Below are 25312 nucleotides of genomic sequence, written 5' to 3' on the forward strand. Positions count from 1 at the left end.
GTGCGGGCTTTTTGGTTTTGGACTAGCAGCTGCTTCTGGCGTCAGATGTAGAACGCTTCCAGTGGTGGGAAGCCGTTGAACTCGATGGCGCTGTAGCTGGTGGTGTAGGCACCGGTCGACAGCCAGTACATGCGGTCGCCGATGGCAAGGTTCAGTGGCAGGCCGTATTTGTAGCTTTCGTACATGATGTCAGCGCTGTCGCACGTTGGACCGGCAATTACCACGTCTTCCAGCTCACCCTGCTTTTCCGTATAGATCGGGAACTTGATGGACTCATCCATGGTTTCGATCAAGCCGGAGAACTTGCCTACATCGGTGTAGATCCAGCGTTCGAGCGCGGTGTGCGACTTGCGTGAAACCAGTACAACCTCACTGACCAGAATCCCTGCGTTAGCGATCAACGAGCGGCCCGGCTCAAGAATGATCTCGGGCAATTCGTCGCCAAAATCTTCCTGCAGGAAGCGGGTAATCTCTTCGGCATAGGTTGTCAGGGTATTGGTCTTGGTGATGTAGTTGGCTGGGAAGCCACCGCCCATGTTGATCATCTTCAGGGTGATGCCGTCCTCTTCCTTCAACCGCTCAAAAATCACTTTGACCTTAGCGATTGCCGCATCCCAGGCGCCGATGTCGCGCTGCTGAGAACCCACGTGGAAGGAAATACCATAGGGGTCCAGACCCAGCTCGCGGGCCAGCACCAGCAGATCCATGGCCATGTCGGTCTGGCAGCCGAACTTGCGCGACAACGGCCAGTCAGCCGTAGTCGAGCCCTCAGTCAGGATGCGCACATAGATTTTCGAGCCCGGTGCGGCCTTGGCAATATTGCGCAGATCAGCCTCAGAATCAGTGGCGTAGAGGCGCACACCTTTCTCATAGAATGCCCGAATGTGCTTGGACTTCTTGATGGTATTGCCAAAGCTGATCTGCTCTGGCTCTACACCCAGCGCCATGACTTTATCCAGCTCATAGATGGAAGCGATGTCGAAATTGGCGCCTTTTCCCTTGAGCAGGCTGAGCACTTCATTTGACGGGTTGGCTTTGACTGCGTAATAAATCTTGGCAATCGGAAAACCTTCAACCAACTCATCATAGGCGCGATCGATAGTCTTCAGATCGACCACGAGAAAAGGGGTTTCGTGCTGATCGGCGCGAGCCTTGATGCGACTAAAAGTGTCGAGGTCAAAGTATTCGTCGAGTTTAATAGACATGGTATTGGCTCCAAAGTAACTGTTCTAGAGGGTAGTCCAGATTCGGGGCGTGTCAGGACACTACCCGGGGGTGCGAACGTCTGATCAGTATCCCCACTTTGGTTCGCCTACTTCCCAAGGCGTGCGCCGAAAGCACTAAGAACGGGGATTTGCCACCGCTCTTGCTGTCTCGTCGTCAGTACTTGAGCCGTATGGATCGTGCCAGCCTCAACGTTCGGGGCGAACCTTAAAACCAAGCGATCCGTTGGTCAATAGGGACCTGTCATTTCGTTTATCTTGCCGGCGGCTCATGACAGCTGTACATGCTTGATTGTGCTGTGATCGGCGCACCAAAACAGGACCATCAGCACTATTTTAGACCGCACTGCCGTGAATATGGTTCGCCTATTATGGCCAGTACAACAATGCCCATTTGTTGAAATATTTCGTAGTTAATTGTTTTTTATGCCCTTTTGAAACTGGTCACCTGACATTGTCAGGGATTGGCACGTTACCTGCTCTGTCGTGTTGAACACCCGCTTGTATACAAGACGGTATTTTTCACAATAAGCAGGAGGCCCGATGGCCCAGCAATCCGGATGGACAATCAAAGAGTGGCATGCGGCCTACCTGAGCGGCGAGCTGACTCCCCGTGCGGCAATAGAAAAGCTGCATGTGCAGCTTGATACAGAAGACACCGCATTCATCCATGTGCTGTCAGCAAGCGAGTTGAGCGCGCAACTGGACGCCCTTGAAGCACTGAGCGATGCTGCCACTCTGCCTTTGTATGGCATTCCCTTTGTGGTCAAGGACAACATCGACGTTGCCGGCTTGCCAACCACCGCTGCCTGCCCGGCCTATGCCTTCACCGCCACTCAGGATTCTACCTGCGTCGGCCGATTGCGTGCAGCTGGCGCCGTGGTGCTGGCCAAAACCAACCTAGATCAGTTTGCCACCGGCCTGGTTGGCACCCGCTCGCCCTACGGCCCGGTGTCCAACAGCTTTGATGACCGCTATATCTCCGGCGGTTCCAGCTCAGGGTCGGCGGTCAGCGTCGCCCGCGGACTGGTGCCGTTCAGCCTGGGCACCGACACGGCCGGCTCCGGCCGCGTGCCCGCCGCCTTCAATAATCTGGTCGGGCTCAAGCCTACCCGCGGCCGCTTCAGCACCACCGGTGTGGTGCCGGCCTGCCGCAGTCTGGATTGTGTTTCGATCTTTGCGTTAAACGTCGATGACGCCCAGCAGGTGGCCGCCGTTCTAGAGGGTTTTGACTCTTCCGACGGTTATTCACGCACCCCGCCCCCCTCAACCGTTATGCTCCCGGCAGCGCCGCGCCTGGGCATTCCGGCGGCGCCACAGTGGTTTGGTGACACGCTGTATGAAGCGGCCTGGCTGGCCAGCCTGGAGCAGCTACGGGAGATGGGCGCCGAACTGGTTGAGCTGGACTTCAGCCCGATGCAACAACTGGCCGAGCTACTCTACGGCGGACCCTGGGTTGCCGAGCGCTACGCCGCAGTGGCCGGATTCATGGATGCCCATGGCGACAAGATGAATCCGGTTGTGCGCGGCATACTGGCCCAGGCGCAGAACTTCAGTGCCACCGATACCTATCTTGCCGAGTACCGTCGTGCCGATCTTGCCCGCACCATTCAAACGCTGATGAGCTCGGTGGATGCCCTGTTGGTACCGACCACGCCTCGCCTGCCCATGCTTGAGCAGGTAGAAGCCGATCCGGTCGGCGTCAACAGCCAGCTCGGCACCTGGACCAACTTCGTCAATCTCGCAGACTGCTCGGCACTGGCACTCCCAGCCGGGCTGCGCGGTGACGGCTTGCCGTTTGGTATCACGGTGATCGGTGCCGCCTGGCAGGACGCCGCGCTGGCGGAGTTTGGTCGCCGCTGGGAAGCCTTCGCGCCCTGGAGGGCTGGTGCTACTGGTCGCACGTTGCCCGTTGCGGCGCCATCCACACAGGCACCCGCCGGGCATGTACGACTCGCGGTGGTCGGTGCTCACCTTAGCGGCATGCCTCTGAACACCCAGCTGATCGAACGCCACGCGCGCTTTGTCGAGTGCACCTTTACCGCCGGCAACTACCGCTTATACGCGCTGCCGAATACGACCCCGCCAAAACCGGGTCTGATCCGCGCCAGCGAGGGGGCCAGCATCGCAGTGGAACTGTGGGATGTGCCAATCGATCGGTTCGGCAGTTTTGTTGCTCTGGTGCCAGCGCCCCTGGGTATCGGCACGCTGACACTGAAGGATGGCCGCGAGGTCAAGGGTTTCATCTGCGAAGGCGCTGCCGTGGATGGCGCTACCGATATAACGCACCTGGGCGGCTGGCGCGCTTTCATCGCCTCACGCTGAATATATCAAAGGGATTTGTCACATGCTGACCACTGTATTAATAGCCAACCGCGGGGAGATCGCTGTTCGCATCGCCCGCACCCTGAAGATCATGGGCATCCGCTCGGTTGCTGTGTACTCTAACGCCGACCGTAACAGTGCCCATGTGCACGCCTGTGATCAGGCAATCTGTCTGGGCGGCAATAGCGCCACTGAAAGCTATCTTCAGGCCGACCGGATTCTGGCTGCAGCCAAGGAGTGCGGTGCACAGGCCATCATCCCCGGTTACGGCTTTCTATCCGAGAACGCTCAGTTTGCCGAGCAGTGCGAAGCCTGCGGTATTGCCTTCTGCGGACCGACGCCGGACCAGATTCGTCAGTTCGGGCTCAAGCATACGTCCCGAGAAATTGCCGAGCGTGCCGGGGTACCCCTCACGCCCGGTACCGGGTTGCTGGCGTCATTGGATGAAGCCATCACCTGCGCCGCACAGCTGGGCTACCCGGTGATGCTGAAAAGCACTGCCGGCGGAGGCGGAATAGGCTTGACCCGCTGCGACGATGAAGCAGGACTGGTCGAGGCGTTCGACACTGTCAAACGTCTGGGTCAGAACTTCTTCAGTGACAGCGGTGTGTTTCTCGAGCGCTTTGTCGATAACGCCCGGCATGTCGAAGTTCAGATTTTTGGTGACGGCCTGGGCAACGTTCTGGCCCTGGGCGAGCGCGACTGTTCGCTGCAGCGACGCAATCAAAAAGTCGTCGAGGAAACCCCCGCGCCCGACCTGCCCGCTGCCACGCGTGAGAAGCTGATGGCCGCATCGGTAGAGCTGGGCAAGGCGGTCAACTACCGCTCTGCAGGCACGGTGGAATACATCTACGACGCCCACCGCGATGTCTTCTACTTTCTCGAAGTGAATACCCGCCTGCAGGTGGAGCATCCGATTACCGAGGCCTGTACCGGCATCGACCTGGTCGAATGGATGATTCTGACCGCAGCTGGCCAGCCGCCGGCACTGGATATCGAAATCAACCCCCAAGGCGCAGCCATCGAAGTACGCCTGTATGCCGAAGATCCGGTACGCGACTTTCAGCCCTCCCCGGGCGTGCTGACCCATGTCAGCTTTCCGGAGGACGCCCGCATCGACACCTGGGTGGCCACCGGCACCGAAGTCTCGGCTTATTACGACCCCATGATCGCCAAGATCATCGTGCACGGCCGTGACCGCGCCGATGCCATTGCCAAGATGCGTGCGGCCCTGGACAGTACCTCGGTCGCCGGTATCGCCAGTAACCTGGACTACCTGCGTCAGATCATTGCGACCGACTTCTTCGCCAAGGGCGATGTGGCTACAAACCGTCTGGCCAGCTTTGAATTTAAGGCTCCAGTGATTGAGGTGATCAAGCCCGGCACCTATACCAGTGTGCAGGACTACCCAGGCCGTGCCGGCTACTGGAGCGTTGGCGTGCCGCCGTCGGGTCCAATGGACGACTACGGCTTTCGCCTGGCCAATCGCATCGTTGGCAATCACGAGAGTGCGGCGGGCCTGGAGTGCACGCTGATTGGCCCTACTCTGCGCTTTCACACCGACAGCATCATCGCGCTGACCGGTGCCCAGTCAAACGCCACACTCGACGGCGACGAGGTACCCTTCTGGACGCCGATCACTGTCAAAGCCGGGCAGGTTCTAGCAGTAGGCAAGGCACATAATGGGTGTCGCACCTATCTGGCGGTTCGCAATGGCATCGACGTGCCGGTCTACCTGGGCAGCCGCTCCACCTTTGTACTCGGCCAGTTCGGCGGTCATGCTGGCCGCATCTTGCGCGCTACCGACATGCTGTCGGTCAGCAATCCGGCCTTAACCGCGTGCACCACACCAGCGCCCTGCCATGAGCCGGCCCCGGCACCTATCGGCATGATCCCCGAGTATGCCCGCGGCGATACAGGCCCGCGAGAGTGGGAAGTGGGCGTACTCTATGGCCCCCATGGAGCGCCGGATTTTTTCACCGAAGATGCCATAACAATGTTCTTCGATACCGCCTGGGAGGTGCACTACAATTCAAACCGTCTGGGCATCCGCCTCAACGGCCCAAAGCCAACCTGGACGCGCAGCGATGGCGGCGAAGCCGGACTGCATCCCTCGAACATCCACGACACCGAATACGCTGTCGGCTCGATCAATTTCACCGGTGACATGCCGGTTATTCTCACCCGGGACGGGCCGAGCCTGGGTGGCTTTGTCTGCCCAGTGACCATTATCAAGTCCGAATTGTGGAAGGTAGGCCAGGTTAAGCCGGGGGATCGCATCCGCTTCAAGCGCCTGGGTTTCGAAACAGCGCTGGGGATGGAGCATACACAGGATCAAGCAATCGAGAGCCTGAGCGTGGTCACCCCCCCAGCTCCCCTGGCCATTCCTGAGCCGGATCATGGCCTGTCGGCCTGCATCCTGGCGTCACTACCGCAAGCAGGTAGCCGACCCTTGGTGACTTATCGACAGGCCGGCGATAAATACATTCTGCTGGAATATGGCGACAACGTGCTCGACCTGCGCCTGCGTCTACGCGTGCATGCCCTGATGGAAGCGCTCAAGGTCAACCCGATTGAGGGCATCATCGAGCTGTCTCCGGGCGTGCGCTCTCTGCAGGTGAATTACGACAGCCGCATACTCCACCAGCAAGATCTGGTCACCGGGCTACTAGCGATCGAGCACGGCCTACCTGATGCCGCCAGTCCGCGCGTACCCAGCCGGGTGCTGCACCTGCCGATGGCCTTTGAAGACTCGGCCACCCTGGATGCCATTGCACGCTACCGCCAGTCAGTCCGTGATACGGCGCCGTGGTTGCCTAGTAATACCGAGTTCATGCGCCGTATCAACGGCCTGGATAGCATAAATGCGGTCCGCAACGTTCTGTTCAGTGCCAGCTACATGGTCCTGGGCCTGGGCGATGTGTATCTGGGTGCGCCCTGCGCGGTCCCCGTCGACCCGCGCCACCGTCTGCTGACGTCCAAATATAACCCGGCACGTACCTATACCGCTGAGGGCACCGTGGGTATTGGTGGCGTGTACATGTGCGTCTACGGCATGGACTCACCCGGAGGCTATCAACTGGTCGGTCGCACTCTGCCGATCTGGAATACATTCCTGAAAAGCCCTGTGTTCATCAATAACGAACCCTGGCTGCTGAAATTCTTTGATCAGGTGCGCTATTACGAAGTGACCGAAGAGGAGCTCACCGAGCAGCGCGAGGCCTTCCGCGAAGGCCGGCTGACTATTCGTATCGAGGAAAGTTACTTCGATCTGGGCGAGCATGAGCAGTTTCTTCAGGACAACGCCGAGAGCATCAGCGCCTTCAAACGTCGCCAGCAGAGCGCGTTTACCGAAGAGGTGGCGCTCTGGCAAGCCGACGAGGAAGCCAACGTCGATGCAGCGCTACAAGCCAAGACCAGCGAGCAACCGATAGAAGTCGACGGCTTGGCAGTCACTGCCGATATCAGCGGCAATATCTGGAAGCTACTGGTTGAGCCGGGGCAGACAGTCGAGGCCGACCAGCCGTTGCTGATTGTCGAGGCAATGAAGATGGAGTTCGCCGTGAATGCCGAGCGCGCGGGCCGGATCAGCTCTGTGCATTGTGCGCCGGGCAAGCAGGTCAACGCCGGCGATCTGCTGCTGGTCCTAGAGGAATAGGCAGACATGAACGACAAGAATGCAGCGAGAGACACCGGCGTGCTGAAGCTGAACCGTTCGGGCGAGGGTAACGCCAGACTTCCTGAACGTCGGCAGAATCTCACCGAGCGCATTTACCTGCAGCTCAAACAGAGCATCTTCGACTTCCAGCTGCTGCCCGGCGACCGCTTTACCGAAAGCGAGATCGCCGATCTGGTGGCAGCCAGTCGCACGCCGGTCCGCGAAGCGCTGACGCGTCTGCAGCGGGAGGGGTTTGTCGAAGTGTCCTTTCGCAGCGGATGGCAGGTGCGCCCATTTGATTTCGAACAATACGAGCAGCTGTATGACGTGCGCATCGTGCTGGAGATGGCTGCGATCAAGAAGCTGTGCGAAATGGAGCAGCCACCAAATCTGGACACACTCAAGGCCGTTTGGCTGGTAGATCCAGCTGATCGTCTGGAGGACGGCCCCACCGTCTGCGCCCTGGACGAGCGCTTTCACGAACAGCTGGTTGAGGCCACGGGCAATGCCGAGATGGCCCGCATTCATCATGACGTGACCGAACGGTTGCGCATTGTCCGGCGCATTGATTTCACCAAGCAGCCGCGCATCGAAGCCACCTATCTGGAACACGGCCGAATCTTGCGCAGCATTATTCAGCGCCGCGCTGAAGAAGCCCAGTTAATGCTCAAGACGCATATCGAGGAGAGTAAGGCAGAGGTACGCAAAATCACCCTGCACACGATTTTTGAAGCACGCCAAAACCAGAACAACAGCCAACCGCCGACCCCGGCGTCAGGCTGATACAGAAGGGCCAGCGTCATGCCGACCGGCCACAGCCACGCAGCGATGCACCCATTGTTTGCAAGCTTGATTTCACACAGTTGGATATGTAATCACACGGAGAAAGACCCATGAAAATCAGAAAAATTGTCAAACAGGCCGGGACGCTCGGCGTCGCGTGCAGCATGGCGCTCAGCGCAATGGCTATTCAAGCCGAAACCATCAAGGTCGGTGTACTGCATTCGCTGTCCGGCACCATGGCCATTTCGGAGACCACGCTGAAAGACACTATGCTGATGCTAATCGAAGAGCAGAACAAAAAAGGCGGTCTGCTTGGCAAGCAGCTTGAGGCGGTTGTTGTCGACCCCGCATCCGACTGGCCCCTGTTCGCCGAGCGCACCCGCGAGTTGCTTGAGCAGCACGAAGTGGCTTCTATCTTTGGCTGCTGGACCTCGGTATCTCGCAAATCAGTACTGCCGGTTATTGAAGAACTCAACGGCATTCTCTTCTATCCGGTGCAATATGAAGGCGAGGAATCCTCGCGCAATGTGTTCTACACAGGCGCAGCGCCCAACCAGCAGGCCATCCCGGCAGTGGACTACCTGAAGGATAATATCGGCGTTGAGCGTTGGGTACTGGCAGGAACCGATTACGTCTACCCGCGCACCACCAACCGCATCCTCGAAGCCTACCTGAAGGCCAATGGCGTCGCTGAAGAAGATATCCTGATCAACTACACGCCCTTTGGCCACTCCGACTGGCAAAACATCGTGTCCGAGATCAAGCGCTTTGGCAGCACCGGCAAGAAGACCGCCGTGGTATCGACTATTAATGGCGACGCCAACGTACCTTTCTACCGCGAGCTGGGTAACCAGAAAATCTCCGCAGAAGACATTCCGGTTATCGCCTTTTCGGTCGGTGAAGAAGAGCTCTCGGGCATCGATACTGCGCCCCTGGTTGGCCATATGGCCGCCTGGAACTACTTCATGAGCGAAGACACGCCCGAAAACGAAGCCTTCATTAAAACCTGGCACGCCTTCACCGGCGATACCAAGCGCGTCACCAACGATCCGATGGAAGCGCATTACATCGGCTTCAACATGTGGGTCAAGGCCGTTGAAAAAGCCGGCACCACCGACGTCGACAAGGTAATCGAAGCCATGGTTGGCGTAGAAGTCCCGAACCTGACCGGTGGCACCAGCACCATGTTGCCCAACCACCACATCACCAAGCCTGTACTCATCGGCGAGATTCAGGACGACGGCCAGTTCCTGACCGTTTCGCAGACCGATGATCTGGTACCCGGCGACGCCTGGTCCGACTATCTGGAAAGCAGTAAGAACCTGATAGGTGACTGGACGGCTCCAATCAATTGCGGCAACTACAACACCGAGACCAAGTCCTGCGTGGGTGTCACTGTCGAGTAATCGGCAACAGGCAAGCGGCCCCGATTCCGGGGTCGTCTTCGGCCACAGGTCCGGCACGGCGCCAGACCTGTCACGACCACACAAGTGAGAAGACCCCGATGAATACACCCTGCCGCGCCATATCCTGGCACATGCTGCGTGCTCTGGGCGCCTGGCTTTCGCTGATCTGCAGCCTGTGCTTCAGTGCCGGTCTGTATGCGCAAACCGACGAGACAGGTACAAGCGAATTCGAAGGACTGGTACACCAACTCGTGCAAGGCAACCTGCCCAGCCGCATCAAGACCGTTACCCAACTGGCCGCCTACGACGATGAAAGGCTGCCCGCTATTTTTACCGCGCTCGCCGCAGGTGATCTGCAGGCCGACCGCAATGATCCCCCCACCGTTGCCATCCGCAACGGTGATCTGGCCACCGACGCGCTGACCGGCGACACACTGGCCTCCACCGATGGCCTGCGCCGGGTGCCGGTGCATAATGCGCTGCGCACTCAACTGCGCGGCTTGATTGCCCAGCTAAGCCTCAACAACCCCAACGCCCAGGTGCGCTATGAAGCGGTGCGTCGACTGATTTATGACGGTATTGATCAGGGGAGTGTTGAGTTGCTGCGCAGCCGCGAGGATATCGAGACCTCCGCATTGGTACTCGAAGCCATCGATACTGCCCGCGCGCTGTTCCAGTTACAGAGCGACGATGCAGCAATACGCCTGGACGCGGTACAAAGCCTCAGTGGCTCACTGGAGCGCCAGGCGCGAAACGAACTGGCGACTATCGCGGCCGACGACCCCGATTCACAATTGCGCGCCGAGGCGCAAAAGGCACTCGCCTCTATCGAGGGCCGTATCAGTTTCTACCGGTTCGTTGAGAACCTGTTCTTCGGTCTCAGCCTGGGTTCGGTGCTGCTGCTGGCAGCCATCGGCCTGGCAATCACCTTTGGCGTAATGGGCGTGATCAACATGGCCCATGGCGAGCTGATCATGCTCGGCGCCTATACCACCTGGGGTGTCCAGGTACTGTTTCCCAGCCTAATCGAGTGGAGCCTGTTGATCGCGATTCCGGCTGCCTTTGTGATCACTGGCCTGGTCGGCATTCTGATCGAGCGCGGCGTGATCCGCTTTCTCTACGGCCGTCCGTTGGAAACCCTGTTGGCCACCTTTGGCCTGAGTCTGGTGCTGCAGCAGGCGGTGCGCACACTGTTCAGCCCACTGAACCGCTCAGTCAGTTCGCCGGACTGGATCAGCGGTACGCTGGTCATCAACCCGGTGCTGTCCATTACCTATACACGGCTGTACATCCTGATCTTTGGCTTGATGGTGTTCTTCGCCCTGCTGCTGGTGATGAAACGCACCACCCTGGGTCTCAAGGTCCGCGCGGTATCCCAGAACCGCGCCATGGCGCGTGCGGTGGGCGTTCGTTCCAGCTGGGTGGATGCGTTGACCTTTGGCCTGGGCTCCGGCGTGGCGGGCATTGCCGGTGTCGCGTTGTCGCAGATCACCAACGTGGGACCTAATCTGGGACAGGCCTACATCATCGATTCCTTCATGGTTGTGGTCTTTGGCGGTGTAGGCAATCTCTGGGGCACGCTAGTCAGCGCCATGAGTCTGGGCCTGATCAATAACTTCCTTGAGCCCTATGCCGGCGCGATGCTCGCCAAGGTGATGGTGCTGATCATGCTGATTCTGTTCATCCAGAAACGGCCCAAGGGACTCTTCCCACAGAAAGGACGCGCTGCAGCAGACTGACACGCCCAAGCGTGTGCAGTGCTGCTCAAGCCAATGATTATTGAGAGGGAAGTATGCTGATACAACGCCTTTTACTCAGCGACCGAGGCGGCATGTGGGTGCTGGGTCTGGTCGCGCTGTTAGCGATCTCCGTGCCGGTGCTAAACCTGGCTCTGCCGCCGGAATCACCGTTCTACGTATCCAACTTTACCGTCGGTTTGCTCGGTAAATTTCTCTGTTTCGCGCTATTGGCGCTGTCAGTCGATCTAATCTGGGGCTATGCGGGTATTTTGTCCTTGGGTCACGGCGCTTTTTTTACCCTGGGCGGCTACGGCATGGGTATGTATCTCATGCGCCAGATCGGGGATCGAGGCGTTTACGGCCACCCCGAGTTGATGGACTTTATGGTGGTGCTGAACTGGGAATCGTTGCCCTGGTATTGGCAGGGCTTCGACATGTTCTGGTTTGCCATGCTCATGGTCTTGCTGGTGCCCGGCTTGCTGGCACTGGTGTTCGGTTGGCTGGCCTTCCGCTCGCGGGTCACCGGGGTGTATTTTGCCATCATCACCCAGGCCCTCACCTATGCCTTGATGCTCGCGTTCTTTCGCAACGAGATGGGCTTTGGCGGTAACAATGGTCTGAATGATTTCAAGGAGATCCTGGGTTTCAGCCTGAGTGCCAAGTCTACCCGCGCTGGATTGATGGTGGCGTCGGCGCTGGCGTTGATATTCGGCTATCTGGCTTGCCGTTATATCGTCACGTCACGCATGGGCCGGGTGATCGTATCGATTCGTGATGCGGAAAGCCGCACGCGCTTTTCCGGCTACAAAGTTGAGTCCTACAAGCTCTGGCTGTTCGTTTTCTCGGCGATGCTGGCGGCCGTTGCGGGTGCGCTTTATGTGCCCCAGGTCGGCATTATCAATCCTGGCGAGTTTTCACCGCTCAACTCGATCGAGATGGTCGTGTGGGTGGCCACGGGGGGTCGCGGCACCCTGTTTGGTGCGCTGGTCGGCGCCTTTACAGTGAACTATGCGAAGACCTTTTTCACCACATTTTCGCCGGAAACCTGGCTGTTCATACTCGGCAGTCTGTTCGTGCTGGTCACCCTCTTCATGCCCAAGGGACTGGTAGGTCTGGCCGCGCGGATGCTGGGCAAGGGGGATAAATAATGAAAAGTACCGAACAACTGCGCGAGATCTGGCGTCGGGACCAGGTGTTTGATTTCGTTCAGCCGCCTCCCGCTTTCGATACTGTGGTAGATACCAAGCACGGCCCGATCCTGTATGTCGAAAACGTCAGCGTCAGCTTCGACGGCTTCAAGGCACTGAATAACCTGAATATGTATATCGACGATGGCGAACTGCGCTGCATCATTGGCCCGAACGGCGCTGGCAAGACCACGATGATGGATGTGATCACCGGCAAGACCAAACCCGATGCTGGCAGCATCTGGTTTGGCCAGCGCATCGATCTGCTCAAGCGCTCCGAGCACCAGATCGCCCGCGGTGGGATCGGCCGCAAGTTTCAAAAACCTACGGTATTCGAGGCCTTGTCCGTATTCGAAAACCTGGAACTCGCCACCGCGTCCAATAAAGACGTGTGGTACACGCTGCGCAATGACCTGAATGGTGAACAGCGCGACCGCATTGACGAGGTGCTGCGCCAGATCGGTTTGACCGAACATTATCAGCAGGAGGCCGGCGCCCTGTCCCACGGTCAGAAGCAGTGGCTGGAGATCGGCATGCTATTAGTCCAGAACCCACGGGTGCTACTGGTCGATGAGCCCGTAGCAGGCATGACTGGAGAAGAAGTGGAAAAGACCGCCGAGCTGCTGACGTCGCTGGCCGGCCGGCACTCGGTGATCGTAGTGGAGCATGACATGGCGTTCGTTCGCTCCATTGCACGCAAGGTCACGGTACTGCACCAGGGTTCAGTACTGGCCGAGGGCAGTATGGATCAGGTACAGAACGATCCACGCGTCATCGAAGTCTACCTGGGAGAGTAATACGTGCTGCGCATTCAATCGGTCAATCAGCTGTACAACCAAAGCCACATTCTCTGGGACCTCGATCTCGAACTGCGTGAGGGCACCTGCGGCTGTCTACTGGGCCGCAATGGCGTGGGCAAGACCACGCTGCTCAAATGCATTACCGGCCTGCTACCCATACGCGACGGACACATCCAATTCAACGGGCAAGACATCACGCGTATGTCGACAGAAAATCGCGCCCGTGCCGGTATTGGCTATGTCCCTCAGGGTCGCGAAATCTTTCCACTACTGACTGTGGAAGAAAATCTGAAAATCTCTCTAGGTGCCAGGGCGGACCGCGCGCGACAGATACCCGAACATATCTACCAGTTGTTTCCGGTGCTCAAGGAAATGAAACACCGCCGCGGAGGTGACCTGTCCGGTGGCCAGCAGCAGCAGCTAGCAATCGGTCGAGCTCTGGTGCTGGACCCCAAACTGCTGATCCTCGACGAACCCACCGAGGGCATCCAACCCAATATCGTGCGCGATATCGGCGAGGTGATCCGCAAGCTGAACACCGAAATGGGGCTGACCGTGCTTCTGGTGGAACAGAAATTGCCCTTTGCCCGCCGCACTGCCCATGATTTTTTCATAATGGAGCGAGGGCGGGTGATGGCTGACGGACCCATTGCTGAGCTCAGTGATGAGCTCGTGCAGCAGTACCTGACAGTATGAGATCGGGCATGAAGGATATGGGCTTTGTGCGCTAAACCCTGAAGATGGATCGACGCGTTTGCGGGGACCCATTTTGACTTTAAGTGACCGCCCCACTCACCCAGTTGCGAGCGCGAGGCGGTGCTCCAAAGCCTAGCGGCTCAGCATGAACGTATTGTATTCCAGATCATCGAGCGCCTTGTTCAGCCGCATCATGCCAAGCAGTACACAGCAGGCCAGCGAGACGGTGAATCCATAACCATAGAAACTTGGCCCCAGATACGAGCTGCTGCGTAGCAAATACGACGTCCGACCATTCGAGTCCCTTGCTTAATAGCTGAATTATTGATTAGGTATCAATTGATTTCAGGTTGATTGCCAGAAAATTTTTAACATGCCAAAAAATGCTTAAGTAGCAAAATGCTATTACGCCAAAATAATAGCATTATTCTTAAAAATCAAGCAATTCGCCAAAAAATAAACTACTCTAGTAGCGTTTACCAATAATAAACAATGTGCAACAGAACAGGCCTACTTTGACGAGAAAGTGCTTTCTTTAGTGTCTTCCAGGTAGCCTAACCTGACTCACTGCGCCAAAGTGTTTACTCAGCATGCGAGACGGCGCCTAGTTACATTCCGACAAGCGACATTTGCTCCGTTCACATTTAAAGTGTCTCTGACAACTTATAGTCTTGCCATAGGGTGTTTTCATGGAAAAGAGAAGGTGGCCCCGAAAGGACTCGGAATTTAATGCTGTTTTGAGCTTGAGCCAAAGCGATAACTTTCGCTGCATTATTCGGGACTTCAGTCAGGCTGGGATGCTTGTCAATCTGGACGACCTGATGCTTGCCAAACTCAAACGCACCGTCGGGGGTGACCAGCCAAGACCTGCCAGCCTAAGTCTGGACCTGCCGGACCGCAGTATTACCATGGATGTGAACATAGTGCGCTTTACAGAGCAGGGAGCCGGTTTGCGTCTTGCGGTGCCCAGTGCGGAATATTATGCCGCGCTGCAGCAAGCAACCCAGGGCAGTCGACCAGACTCCGCACCCCTGCCGAGAAAGCTGCTGGCAGGACAACAGCAACTTAGCCCCGAACGCAGAGAAAACTTGGCTAAGACCACCAATCTGGCTTTCAAGCTGTTTCTGGAAGATCACTTCACTCCTTATTTCGGCGAACTGGAAACAGCCTTACTGGTCGAAGCCGACCGGCAAAAAAACCAGACTTTGCAACAACCTTTCTTTGATGCAATTGCACTATTTCGCAAACAACGTCAGCGGGTGCTTGGAGCCACGGTTAACCGCATAGCTGAAACGGCACTGGATATAGCTCTGGGACGGTCTGTTCCGGAACAAATAACCGAGCAGAACGAAGACAAAAAACCTACTTTATCATTGGTCGACAAGCACGATTTTGAGGACTGGCTGGTGGTGCGGGTAGCCGTGTCACGCACCGAACTGCAGATGCGCGATACTCTTATCGAGCTGCAACTGCGTGTTGATGCTGCATTTGGGAATCGCGGCACTACCCGCGTCTTTAATCCTTATTCGCCGGCAGCTCTGTGTAATACTTTCTTCGAAGTAATACGCCATCTAGGACTTAAAAATAAGGTCGTGGAGGTCGTTTTCAAGGTATTGCAGACGAGTATCCTTGAACACTTGGAAACCGCCTATCAGGAACTCAACGAGCTGTTCGTGAAAGCGGACATACTCCCCGATCTGGATGTCAGCCACTACCTGGCATCCCAGACTCAGCAAAAGCAGCCACAACGACGGCCTACTGTGGCAAAAATCGAGCCTGAGCCCATTGCTGATGATCCCGATACCCGGCCTGCAGCGCCGCTGCGCGCCGAGGAACCCGTCACGGAGCAGCAGCCATCTGCTTTCTACTCTGCTCCGGTCGTGGGTCAGGCTTATGGCGCTGCGAGCCAACTGATGAGTTTGCAACGGCAGCTGAACCCAGCCGTTGCTGAAGTAGCATCCGCAGGCCAGATAACAGCTAACCGCATCCCGCAACCTTCACACGCGGCATTGACAGCACTTGACAGTATGAAAGCGCGCGTACTTCAGGGCGAGGTCAGCTTCAACGGGCCAGGCGCACTGAAAAATCAACTTATGCAGTCTCCTGGCAGCGCTCGAATCGACCTAAGCGAGTTTGAGCACGATTCGGTAGAAATGATCGAGACGCTGTTCGAGAGCATTGTGCAGAACGAGCGAGTGGCCGAGGACCTAAAGGAGGAACTACGTAAACTGCAGGTGCCGCTTCTCAAGGTCATGCTTAAGGATCCGGAACTGTTCAGCGGTGATTTTCATCCGGCGCGTCAGGCCGTTAATTTTTTAGCATTGTTGTCCGACCAGGGCAGTATAAACCTGGAAGCTAACAAGGGCACAATCCGCGACAGCGTCCGACATATTCTCGAAAGCGATGACGATACGCTAGCGTTCAGTCAAAGCCTTGAAAGCCTGGAGACGCTAGTTAACCGCGAACAGCGCTTCATTGATCGCAACCTGAGTCGCATACGCGAAACCTGCGCCGGCCAACAGAAGTTGATTCAGGCTAATCGCCAGATTGAGCGCCAGTTAACTGAGTTATTCGACCGCCCCGTACCCACCGTTTTGATCGACCTGGTAAATCATGGCTGGAAGGACCTGATGCGCTTGAGCTATCTGCGTGAAGGCATCAACAGCGGCTCATGGGACATGGCTCTGAAAGTGATATCCAATCTACTTTGGCAGCTGCTTCCGCAAACCAATTCGGCGGAACAGCCGCCCCTTGCGGTGGTCTATTTGCTCAAACTGCTGAATAAGGGTCTATCCAAGGTACCCGAGAACGGTCATGCCCACGCCGAGCTCCTTGAGCAGCTATCCCAACTGCTGGAGACAGGCGTACAAGACATCACACCGATGGCGACCTATAGTTCAGCCGAACTGAATTTTGACGTTCTCGAGGAGCGCCTAGCCTCTCAAGTAAATACTGATAAGGAACTGATACGGTGGCTGAAGCGCGCCCGCAACCTGAAAGTGTCCCAGTGGTTCGAATTGACCCATGATGGCCAACAAACCCAGCTCTACCAGTTAGTCTGGATAGCCGATGACACCAGCCAGTTCATGTTCGCCAACCCTCACGGCACCAAGACGAACGGTCTGGCACTTGAGCAGGTTGCCGAGTCCCTACGCAACGGCAATCTGGAGCTGCTCCACGATGCTGCCATGCCTGCAGTCGAACAGGGTATGGATGCGCTGGTGCAAACGATTTACGACAAACTGGCTTTCGACTCATCCCACGATCAATTGACAGGCCTATTGACGCGCAAAGAATTTTCACGCTGCCTGGCCCAATGCGTGGCTCGGGCGCAGCAGGACGAGACAGTTCACACATTGATCTTTCTTGATATCCAACAGTTTAAGGTAATCAACAACACCTGCGGTTACGAAACAGGTGACCGGTTCCTGCGTGATTTAGCGCGCCGCATCAGTAGCTTCGTCGATGAGGAGGCACTGATTGGCCGAGTAGGACCTGATCAATTCGCTATTCTCGCCCCCATTGATGCCGACAAGGCCGGCTATCGGCTTGCTTCAGATCTGAAAACTGCTATTGAAACCACTCGGTTCATTCATGAAGAGCACAGCTTTGTTATCAATAGCGCTATGGCAATGCTGGGCTTCGATCATGAAAACCAAAGGGTCATGGATTTGTTGCGCTCGGTGGAAACCGCAGTAGAAATGTCAAAGCGCTCAGGATACAAGGATATACAGGTAGTACTGCCCGGCGATGAGCGCCTGGAGGAGCTGGACGAGGTCATGATCTGGGTCACGCGCATCAACCGCGCACTGGATGAGAACAATCTGAAATTACGTTGCCAAAAAATAGCACCTCTGAATTTGCAGGACTATACCCTCCCCCACTACGAAGTCTTGCTGACAGTAATTGATGACCAGGGCGAGCATATGCCACCGGCAGCTTTTATCAAGGTTGCCGAGGACTACAACAGAATGGGCTCGATAGACCGCTGGGTAATTGAAACCGTGCTGCGCTGGATGATGGAGCACCAGGACCAAATGCCACACTTCGGCGGATTTTCCATCAATCTGTCCGGACATTCGATGAATGATGATTCCTTCCTCGATTATATCTTCGACGCTCTGGTGCGTTATCAAGTGCCACGCGACAAGTTGATCTTCGAGATCACCGAAACCACCGCCGTCGCCAACCTAGAAGACGCCGCCGACTTCATCAACGAAATGCGCAGTATCGGCTGCCGGTTCTCGCTGGATGACTTTGGTGTGGGCCAGTCGTCTTATTCCTACCTCAAGCGCTTGCCAGTGGACTTCATCAAAATCGACGGTGCCTTCGTGCGCGACATTACCCGCAATGATGTGGATTTTGCGCTCGTGCGCTCAATCACTGAAATGGGCCATTACCTAAAGAAAAAAGTGATTGCCGAATACGTGTCTGCCAAGGACATTCTGGAGACGGTTAAGTCCATAGGCGTGGATTACGCTCAGGGTCATGTGCACGGACTACCGGGACTTCTCGACCATCTGATCATTGAGGACCCGCGCCTACTGCAACCCGTTTCCGAGTAAAGCGATCAGACTTCTTCCGGCCGACGTTGGCGTTCATAAAGAAACCGCAGCACCTCGGCACGATACCCGTTGTAGCGTACGTCACCGGCTAGATCCAGCCGATGACGCGGCCTTTCGAGCTGAATTTCCAGCACTTCACCGATGCTCGCCGCAGGGCCATTGGTCATCATCACAATCTTGTCCGATAGCAGCACCGCCTCGTCAACATCGTGGGTCACCATCAGTACGGTGTTCTTCAGTTCGGCCTGAATTGCCATTACTGAATCCTGCAGATGCGCTCGTGTCAATGCATCCAAGGCACCGAAGGGCTCATCCATCAACAGCAGAATAGGCTCCATGGCCAGCGCTCGAGCGATACCGATACGCTGCTTCATACCACCGGAAATTTCTGACGGGTATTTGTGCATCGCATGATCCATATGTACCAGACGCAGATTGTGTTCGATCCATTCACGCATCTCTTTGCGATTCTTGCGTCCTTTGAAAATGGTCTTCACCGCCAGCTCAATATTCTGGTAACAGGTCAACCAGGGCAGCAGGGCATGGTTCTGGAAAACCACCGCACGATCCGGGCCCGGCTCGTTCACCTCACGTCCCTGCAGGATTGCCCCGCCCTCCGTTGCCTGACTGAGCCCGGCGACAATATTCAGCACGGTGGACTTGCCACAGCCCGAATGACCTATCACCGAGACAAACTCACCCTTGGCTATTTTCAGATTGACGTTGTCCAGCGCTCGGAAGACGCTGCCGCGCGTAGGGAAGTCGATGGATACCCCGCTCAGCTCGAGAAAGGCCGCGTTGCTGCGCTCCAATGGCGCTGCATGCTGCGCATCCATCTGAATAGGTTGTTTCCTGATCATTTGCATTACTGACATGGGTTCACCTCATTGTGTCGATTGCCGATCAATGGCCGGCCTGCTTGTCGTGAGAAAGGCATTTCTGCAGGGTCACCATCAACCAGTCGAGCAGAAAGCCAACGAAGCCGATTGTCAGCACCGCCACCATGATGCGGCCCAGCGAGTCCGAACTGCCATTCTGGAACTCGTCCCAGATGAACTTGCCCAAGCCCGGATTCTGCGCCAACATCTCGGCTGCGATCAGCACCATCCAGCCGATCCCCAAGGAAATACGCAGTCCGGTAAAAATCATTGGCAGCGCCGCAGGAATAGCGATCTTAAATATCTGCGCGGACAATGGCAGGCGGATAACACGGCCGACGTTGATCCAGTCGCGATCAATCGAGCCCACTGCGACGGCCGTGTTGATCAGGGTGGGCCATAGCGAGCAGAGCGTTACTGTGATCGCCGAGGTGATGAATGACTTCTGGAAAAAGGGGTCATCCGAGACATAGACAGCACTCACCACCATGGTCACAATCGGCAACCAGGCCAAGGGCGACACCGGCTTGAGTATTTGCACCAACGGACTGATTGCGTGATACAGCTTCTGACTCAGACCACAGGCGACGCCGATCGGTATCGCGATCAGACTGGCAACAATAAAGCCTGCAAACACGGTCTTCAGGCTGGTAAAGATCTGATCAATAAACGTTGCCTTGCCTGTGTACTCGCGCCAGCGAACCTCCGCCTGCGGATCTGCCGCCAGCGTTTCGGCGTTGCGTACCTCCTGGCGCTCGAGGAAGGCTTCACCCCGGGCCCGCTCTCGCAGATGATCTTCGTAGAGATTGCCGGCCTGCTCCCACACCTGCACCGGACCGGGCAGTTCGCCCAGACTGGTTTTAACCTGGGAGGCCCCACCAGCCCAAAGCAGCAGGAAAATACCAATTGCAATCAATGGCAGCCCAATCTGATTAAACAGATCCAACGCCTGCTCCTTACGGTTCTCGCCCTTGACCAGACGAACAACCGGCACCAGCCAGTGAAAGCCAGTCATTTCCATGTAATGAATGAATCTGCTCATAACAATATCTGCCTATTCGGTTGCGTTAAAAGGCCCGGAGGACTGGGACCCTGCCGGGCGCCCATTGACTAGAGAGACTCGTTGCCCTTTAGTCCCACTTTCAGGCTGTCCAGATAGGCGTTGGGCTTGTTGCCATCGTAGGGAATGCCATCGATAAACTGGCTGGCAACATCACGCATGCCGTCTTCGCTAGCAAAGTCCGGGAATTCCGACGCCTGCATCTTGCCTTCAGCGATCAGCGCATTGGCGGCCTGAGCATAAATATCAGGGCGATAGACTTTCTTCGCAGTATCCATGTACCAGTTGTCGGGTTTGCCTTCAGGAATCTGGCCCCAGCGACGCATCTGCGTGAGGAACCAAATGGCATCTGAGTAGTACGGGTAGGTCGCGTGGTGGCGGAAAAATACGTTAAAATCAGGTTCTGCGCGCTTGTCACCCTTTTCGTATTCGAAGGTACCGGTCATCGAGTTGGCAATCACCTTAGCGTCGGCACCCACGTAATAGGAGCGCGAGAGAATTTCCACCGCTTCTTCACGATTGGCGTTATCGTTCTCATCGAGCCATTTGGCTGCGCGTATCAGCGCCTTGACCACCGCAATGTGCGTATTAGGATATTTGTCTGCCCAGTCGCTGCTGACGCCAAATACTTTCTCTGGGTTGTTTTTCCATATCTGGTAGTTGGTGACGACGGGCACGCCAATCCCCATGGCTACCGCCTGCTGGTTCCAAGGCTCACCCACACAGTAGCCATGAATGGTTCCGGCCTCTAGGGTCGACGGCATCTGTGGCGGCGGCGTTACCGAGAGTAATACGTCAGCATCAATCTGCCCCGAGCTATCGCCCTTGTGAGGTGCGTAATAGCCGGGATGCAAGCCGCCGGCTGCGAGCCAGTAACGCAATTCATAATTGTGCGTTGAAACCGGAAAAACCATGCCCATCTTGAATGGGTTGCCCTGATTGCGGTATTCGGTGACCACCGGCTTGAGTGCATCGGCTGTAATGGGATGAACTGGCTTGCCGTTCTCATGGGGAACGTATGGTTTCATTTTCTCCCATACATCGTTGGACACAGTGATCGCATTGCCGTTTAGGTCCATCGAGAAGGCAGTGACGATGTGCGCTTCGGTTCCAAAGCCAATCGTCGCGCCAAGTGGCTGACCAGCCAACATGTGCGCACCGTCGAGCGCGCCATCAATGACCCGGTCGAGCAGTACCTTCCAGTTAGCCTGCGCCTCCAGCGTCACATAGAGACCTTCGTCTTCGAAATAGCCTTTCTCGTAGGCAATGGCAAGTGGTGCCATATCAGTCAGCTTGATAAAACCGAACTTCAGGTCTTCCTTTTCCAGGCCGTCCTGCGCCTGTACTCCTGTCATTCCCAGCAAACCGAAGCCTAAGACCAGACCGGTGCCCATGCAAAAGGAGCGTGCCCGGCGCCGGATGCCTGGCGAATGCATAGTGTGATGCGCAGTAATAAGATTCATGGTCGGTCTCCTTTTTAAACACACACAAAAAAACGCCCACGGTCATAACCCTAAATGGATTGTGCCGGTGGACGCCTTTGCCCAAAAACTGTGAGAACGTTATGACTCGGTCATGCTTCTCACTTACTACAAAAGTAAAAAGCAATGCTTGTGCCATAAATATTAAAATATTGATTTTAATAATAAAAAATATTTCTGGAAGTGTTTTCCAAGGCACGTTATGCGTTCAGCCGGTGCATAACAAAACCCAGTGCACTCGGGATGGGCGTCAGTATTGGTCTGCAACATTCCTGGTGGTGCCGCGACGCGTCAGCACATGACCTGGGCCCCGATTGATGTGTACTATTGGAAGAACTTTCTTCCTAACAGCGCGAGCACGCCCGATGACAAAGATCCAGCCATCACCTCCCCTACAGGACATCATCGTCATCGGCGGGGGCGTGAACGGGTGCGGTATCGCTATGGATGCAGCCGGTCGCGGTCTCCAAGTCTTGCTCTGCGAAATGGACGACTTGGCTTCAGCGACGTCTTCGCGTAGCAGCAAGCTGATCCATGGTGGTCTGCGTTACCTGGAGTTTTACGAATTTCGCCTGGTGCGCGAGGCGCTCGCCGAGCGTGAAGCACTACTGCGCAACGCGCCGCACATCATGTGGCCACTGCGTTTTCGCCTCCCACACCGCCCACACCTGCGGCCAGCATGGATGATTCGCATCGGTTTATTTCTATATGACCACTTGGCCAAGCGTGAAATGCTGCCAGCTTCATGCGGTGTGCGCTTTGGTGCCGACAGCCCGTTAGTGAGCAGCATCGACCGCGGCTTCGAGTATTCCGATGGCTGGGTAGATGATGCCCGGCTAGTCGTACTCTGCGCCAAAGCCGCACAGGCACATGGGGCCGAAATAGTTACTCGCAGCCGCTGCATCAAAGCAGAGCGGGTCGCTGACATCTGGAAGGTCACCTTGCAGAATCAAATCAACGGACAGACAAGTGAGCACCGCTGCCGAACCTTGATCAACGCAGCCGGACCCTGGGTCAGCCGTCTGTTCGTCGAGGCAATCGAGCAACGTGCACCCAAACAGATTCGTATGGTTAAAGGCAGTCACATTGTCGTGCCGCGGATGGACATCGGCGAGCAGGCCTATATTCTGCAAAATGAGGATGGCCGGATCGTTTTCGTCATTCCCTATGAAGATGAGTTTTCACTGATTGGTACCACCGATGTCGATTATCAGGACGATCCGTCTGCTGCCCGCATTTCAGCCGAAGAAACTGCGTATTTGCTGGCTGTAGTCAATGATCATTTCTGTCAACAGCTAAGCGCAGATAACATCGTATGGGATTTCTCCGGGGTACGACCACTGATGGATGATGAGGCGGCGACCGCCCAGAAGGCGTCACGCGATTACAGCTTCGAGCTGGACACAAAGCCTGGAAGCGCGCCGCTGCTCTCTGTGTTCGGTGGGAAAATTACGACGTATCGCAAACTTGCTGAAGCAGCGGTTGATAGTCTGGCAGATTTTTTCCCTCATGCAGGCCCGGCCTGGACCCGCAACGCCAGACTACCGGGAGGTGACTTCATAGATCATGCGGCCTTGAATGCTGAACTGGGTAGAAGCTTCCCCTGGTTGCCGGAGCAGATACGCAAGCGCTGGGTTCGGACTTACGGCACCCTAAGCCTCGACATTCTCCAGGACTGCAGCATCCTGGGGGATCTTGGCGAAGACTTTGGTGCCGGGCTACATGCCCGCGAAGTCGAATACCTGGTGACCAACGAATGGGCGCTGACCGCCGATGATATCCTGTGGCGCCGCACCAAGCTCGGCCTGCACCTGCAGCACGCCGACACTGTAGCGCTTCACGCCTGCGTGAAACAGGCATTGGAAAACAGCTCGAGCAGGTCGCCCTGCCCGGCCTGATCCGGATTGCTCGGACACACGTAACGTCCATTCAAAAACTGCGATGGGCGCTTGGTTCAGAAGGAGACCTGGGCCATCAACCAGATCTTGCTGGTATCGGTCGCGAAATCATCCGCTGAATAGCGAGCGTACTTGGCCAGCAAGTTGACCTTGCCGATACTGCGCGCGGCCTGCAGATTTATCTCCGTACCGTAATCGTCGTTACCCCGATCGGCAGCGAAATCATGGTATGCGGCTGCCAACCCAGTACCCGCCAAGGTCCCGGAAAGCTTCAGATAGCTATCGCGCAATCCGTCTGGCGGTGTCGCGAGAAACACGTCCGCCCAACCATTGAAGGCGTGGCCCGTGGCCAATGGCGTACTAAAGGCGCTGCCATTGACTCCCAGTACCTCGTGCCCGATTCGACCGGTAATACCGTTGGCCTCGACACCGAGTTCCAGCAGGTAATAATCGGCATCTATGCTGGATGCGCCGCTTTTGTAGTCGTCCTGCTTAGCATACTCGAGGGTGTACAGCAGCCGGCTATCGGATCCCAGCGGGTAGCCTCCGGCAAAGCGTGCGCCCAGCGTCCGGTTGGACGCCGCAGGGGCATCGACAAACTCCAGAAAATAACCGTAAACACTCAGCTTGCCAGCGTTCAAGCCACTGTAGCCCAGGTTCAACAAGTGCGACTTCATCTCGAATTCACCAACTGGCGAATCTTCCCCGAAGATGCGTTTCACCTTGTCGATGTAAGCATAGCTGAGCTGAGTGTCGGCAAAGGCACTGTTGACCACACTAAAGGCATCATAGGTCTGCTCGTTCTGGCGCCAGCCGACGTTGCCGATAAAGCGCGCGTTATCGTAGATAATGCGTTGCCGGCCAAGCTTGAGAAGGCTGTCCGGCAATCCTGCATAACTCAGGAAAATCTGATTCACCTCGGTACCTTCGGGATCGGCAACCACCGGATATTGAGTCTTGGCATCAGGCAGGCGCGTTGCGTTGTTATACCGCTCGGAACCGACCACGCTGACATCGTCGAATTCGATGAATGCACCAAAGCCTTCAAAGATACCTGTGGCGTAGTTGAGCCGCGTACGCAGGGTCGAGGCATTGGCATTTCTACTCTGGCTATCCTGCTCTACCCGCTCATAGCGATAACGCAGATCAAGTCCTGCCTTGCCCGAGGTAATGGCCTCCCCGAGTGAGGCAGCCTGCGCACTGGCTATACCAAAGCCGACCATTAACGATCCAGCCATCATGACCTTCACTGTAGCGCGCACTGCTGTTTTTCTTGCCATCATCTTGTTCATCCTGGCTCCCCCAATGGTAAATAACGGGCACAAAAAAGCGCCCACGGATATAAACATCAAGTTGGATATCCGGTGGACGCCTTTGCCCGAGAATGAAACACAAGCCAGTGCACGGTTCTTACCGGCTTGCTTCGCCGAGAAGCAAAGCAATACCCATACCAACTTCCAAAGACTCCTGTTTCTCTTGAGAAAATCATTTCAGAAATGTGACACTGCCGAAATGACCAGCGCTGCCGGAGTGCATGACGCGCCTGTTATGCGCAGCTAAAGCACAATGGGCGGGCCATGGACAACATATCAGCGTCTGGTGGGGCATGAGAT

Annotated in this window: 15 protein-coding genes and 1 pseudogene; 10 read left to right on the forward strand and 6 right to left on the reverse strand. The window is 56.3% G+C overall.

Annotation, left to right across the window (positions count from 1 at the left end):
* Positions 1-41: 41 nt before the first annotated feature.
* Positions 42-1205: a type III PLP-dependent enzyme gene (locus ACJAXR_RS02580; RefSeq protein ID WP_415056679.1), complete on the reverse strand. Its 1164-nt coding sequence runs from the start codon at positions 1203-1205 to the stop codon at positions 42-44.
* Between the two features lie 561 nt (positions 1206-1766).
* Here ACJAXR_RS02580 and atzF point away from each other — a divergent pair.
* From atzF to urtE, 8 genes are all read left to right on the forward strand, one after another.
* Positions 1767-3548: an allophanate hydrolase gene (atzF, locus tag ACJAXR_RS02585; protein ID WP_415056680.1), complete on the forward strand. Its 1782-nt coding sequence runs from the start codon at positions 1767-1769 to the stop codon at positions 3546-3548.
* Between the two features lie 22 nt (positions 3549-3570).
* The gene (gene uca / locus ACJAXR_RS02590; RefSeq protein ID WP_415056681.1) at positions 3571-7206 is read left to right on the forward strand and encodes an urea carboxylase; all 3636 of its coding nucleotides are present in this window, start codon (positions 3571-3573) and stop codon (positions 7204-7206) included.
* A gap of 6 nt (positions 7207-7212) precedes the next feature.
* Positions 7213-7989: a GntR family transcriptional regulator gene (locus ACJAXR_RS02595; RefSeq protein ID WP_415056682.1), complete on the forward strand. Its 777-nt coding sequence runs from the start codon at positions 7213-7215 to the stop codon at positions 7987-7989.
* Between the two features lie 110 nt (positions 7990-8099).
* Positions 8100-9395 (forward strand): urea ABC transporter substrate-binding protein, encoded by a 1296-nt coding sequence (gene urtA / locus ACJAXR_RS02600; protein WP_415056683.1) that lies wholly within the window; start codon positions 8100-8102, stop codon positions 9393-9395.
* Between the two features lie 98 nt (positions 9396-9493).
* Positions 9494-11134, forward strand: a complete 1641-nt coding sequence (gene urtB, locus ACJAXR_RS02605; RefSeq protein WP_415056684.1) for an urea ABC transporter permease subunit UrtB — start codon at positions 9494-9496, stop codon at positions 11132-11134.
* A gap of 53 nt (positions 11135-11187) precedes the next feature.
* The gene (gene urtC, locus ACJAXR_RS02610) at positions 11188-12282 is read left to right on the forward strand and encodes an urea ABC transporter permease subunit UrtC (RefSeq protein ID WP_415056685.1); all 1095 of its coding nucleotides are present in this window, start codon (positions 11188-11190) and stop codon (positions 12280-12282) included.
* Positions 12282-13118: an urea ABC transporter ATP-binding protein UrtD gene (gene urtD / locus ACJAXR_RS02615; protein ID WP_415056686.1), complete on the forward strand. Its 837-nt coding sequence runs from the start codon at positions 12282-12284 to the stop codon at positions 13116-13118. The genes urtC and urtD overlap by 1 nt, the downstream gene beginning before the upstream one ends.
* Before the next feature lie 3 nt (positions 13119-13121).
* Positions 13122-13817 (forward strand): urea ABC transporter ATP-binding subunit UrtE, encoded by a 696-nt coding sequence (gene urtE / locus ACJAXR_RS02620; protein WP_415056687.1) that lies wholly within the window; start codon positions 13122-13124, stop codon positions 13815-13817.
* Between the two features lie 132 nt (positions 13818-13949).
* Here urtE and pelG read toward each other — a convergent pair.
* Positions 13950-14084 (reverse strand): annotated as a pseudogene (gene pelG / locus ACJAXR_RS02625) (exopolysaccharide Pel transporter PelG); the annotation flags it as partial.
* Positions 14085-14506: 422 nt separating this feature from the next.
* Between pelG and ACJAXR_RS02630 the strand changes: the two are divergent.
* A complete protein-coding gene (locus ACJAXR_RS02630) occupies positions 14507-18382 on the forward strand; it encodes a DUF1631 family protein (RefSeq protein ID WP_415056688.1) in 3876 nt (1291 codons plus the stop codon).
* Between the two features lie 5 nt (positions 18383-18387).
* On the opposite strand, the gene ACJAXR_RS02635 is transcribed toward ACJAXR_RS02630, so the two are convergent.
* The 3 genes from ACJAXR_RS02635 to ACJAXR_RS02645 form a co-directional block, all read right to left on the reverse strand.
* Positions 18388-19218, reverse strand: coding sequence for an ABC transporter ATP-binding protein (locus tag ACJAXR_RS02635; RefSeq protein WP_415056965.1), 831 nt, complete (start codon positions 19216-19218; stop codon positions 18388-18390).
* A 67-nt stretch (positions 19219-19285) separates the two neighbouring features.
* Positions 19286-20302 carry an ABC transporter permease gene (locus ACJAXR_RS02640; RefSeq protein ID WP_415056689.1) on the reverse strand — a complete coding sequence of 339 codons (1017 nt, stop codon included), beginning with the start codon at positions 20300-20302 and terminating at the stop codon, positions 19286-19288.
* A gap of 68 nt (positions 20303-20370) precedes the next feature.
* Complete coding sequence (locus tag ACJAXR_RS02645; protein WP_415056966.1) at positions 20371-21675, reverse strand: CmpA/NrtA family ABC transporter substrate-binding protein; 1305 nt, start codon at positions 21673-21675, stop codon at positions 20371-20373.
* 491 nt (positions 21676-22166) lie between these two features.
* Here ACJAXR_RS02645 and glpD point away from each other — a divergent pair, with 491 nt between their 5' ends.
* Positions 22167-23699 carry a glycerol-3-phosphate dehydrogenase gene (gene glpD / locus ACJAXR_RS02650; RefSeq protein ID WP_415056690.1) on the forward strand — a complete coding sequence of 511 codons (1533 nt, stop codon included), beginning with the start codon at positions 22167-22169 and terminating at the stop codon, positions 23697-23699.
* 56 nt (positions 23700-23755) lie between these two features.
* On the opposite strand, the gene ACJAXR_RS02655 is transcribed toward glpD, so the two are convergent.
* A complete protein-coding gene (locus tag ACJAXR_RS02655; protein ID WP_415056691.1) occupies positions 23756-24991 on the reverse strand; it encodes an alginate export family protein in 1236 nt (411 codons plus the stop codon).
* Positions 24992-25312: the final 321 nt, after the last annotated feature.

Source organism: Halopseudomonas sp., assembly GCF_047631575.1.
Taxonomy (GTDB): domain Bacteria; phylum Pseudomonadota; class Gammaproteobacteria; order Pseudomonadales; family Pseudomonadaceae; genus Halopseudomonas.

Excerpts from the sequence above, each read along its gene's own strand:
- ACJAXR_RS02580 (WP_415056679.1), bottom strand. The coding sequence starts at position 1,205 with ATGTCTATTAAACTCGACGAATACTTTGACCTCGACACTTTTAGTCGC.
- atzF (WP_415056680.1), top strand. The coding sequence starts at position 1,767 with ATGGCCCAGCAATCCGGATGGACAATCAAAGAGTGGCATGCGGCCTAC.
- uca (WP_415056681.1), top strand. The coding sequence starts at position 3,571 with ATGCTGACCACTGTATTAATAGCCAACCGCGGGGAGATCGCTGTTCGC.
- ACJAXR_RS02595 (WP_415056682.1), top strand. The coding sequence starts at position 7,213 with ATGAACGACAAGAATGCAGCGAGAGACACCGGCGTGCTGAAGCTGAAC.
- urtA (WP_415056683.1), top strand. The coding sequence starts at position 8,100 with ATGAAAATCAGAAAAATTGTCAAACAGGCCGGGACGCTCGGCGTCGCG.
- urtB (WP_415056684.1), top strand. The coding sequence starts at position 9,494 with ATGAATACACCCTGCCGCGCCATATCCTGGCACATGCTGCGTGCTCTG.
- urtC (WP_415056685.1), top strand. The coding sequence starts at position 11,188 with ATGCTGATACAACGCCTTTTACTCAGCGACCGAGGCGGCATGTGGGTG.
- urtD (WP_415056686.1), top strand. The coding sequence starts at position 12,282 with ATGAAAAGTACCGAACAACTGCGCGAGATCTGGCGTCGGGACCAGGTG.
- ACJAXR_RS02630 (WP_415056688.1), top strand. The coding sequence starts at position 14,507 with ATGGAAAAGAGAAGGTGGCCCCGAAAGGACTCGGAATTTAATGCTGTT.
- ACJAXR_RS02635 (WP_415056965.1), bottom strand. The coding sequence starts at position 19,218 with ATGGATGCGCAGCATGCAGCGCCATTGGAGCGCAGCAACGCGGCCTTT.
- ACJAXR_RS02640 (WP_415056689.1), bottom strand. The coding sequence starts at position 20,302 with ATGAGCAGATTCATTCATTACATGGAAATGACTGGCTTTCACTGGCTG.
- ACJAXR_RS02645 (WP_415056966.1), bottom strand. The coding sequence starts at position 21,675 with ATGACAGGAGTACAGGCGCAGGACGGCCTGGAAAAGGAAGACCTGAAG.
- glpD (WP_415056690.1), top strand. The coding sequence starts at position 22,167 with ATGACAAAGATCCAGCCATCACCTCCCCTACAGGACATCATCGTCATC.
- ACJAXR_RS02655 (WP_415056691.1), bottom strand. The coding sequence starts at position 24,991 with ATGAACAAGATGATGGCAAGAAAAACAGCAGTGCGCGCTACAGTGAAG.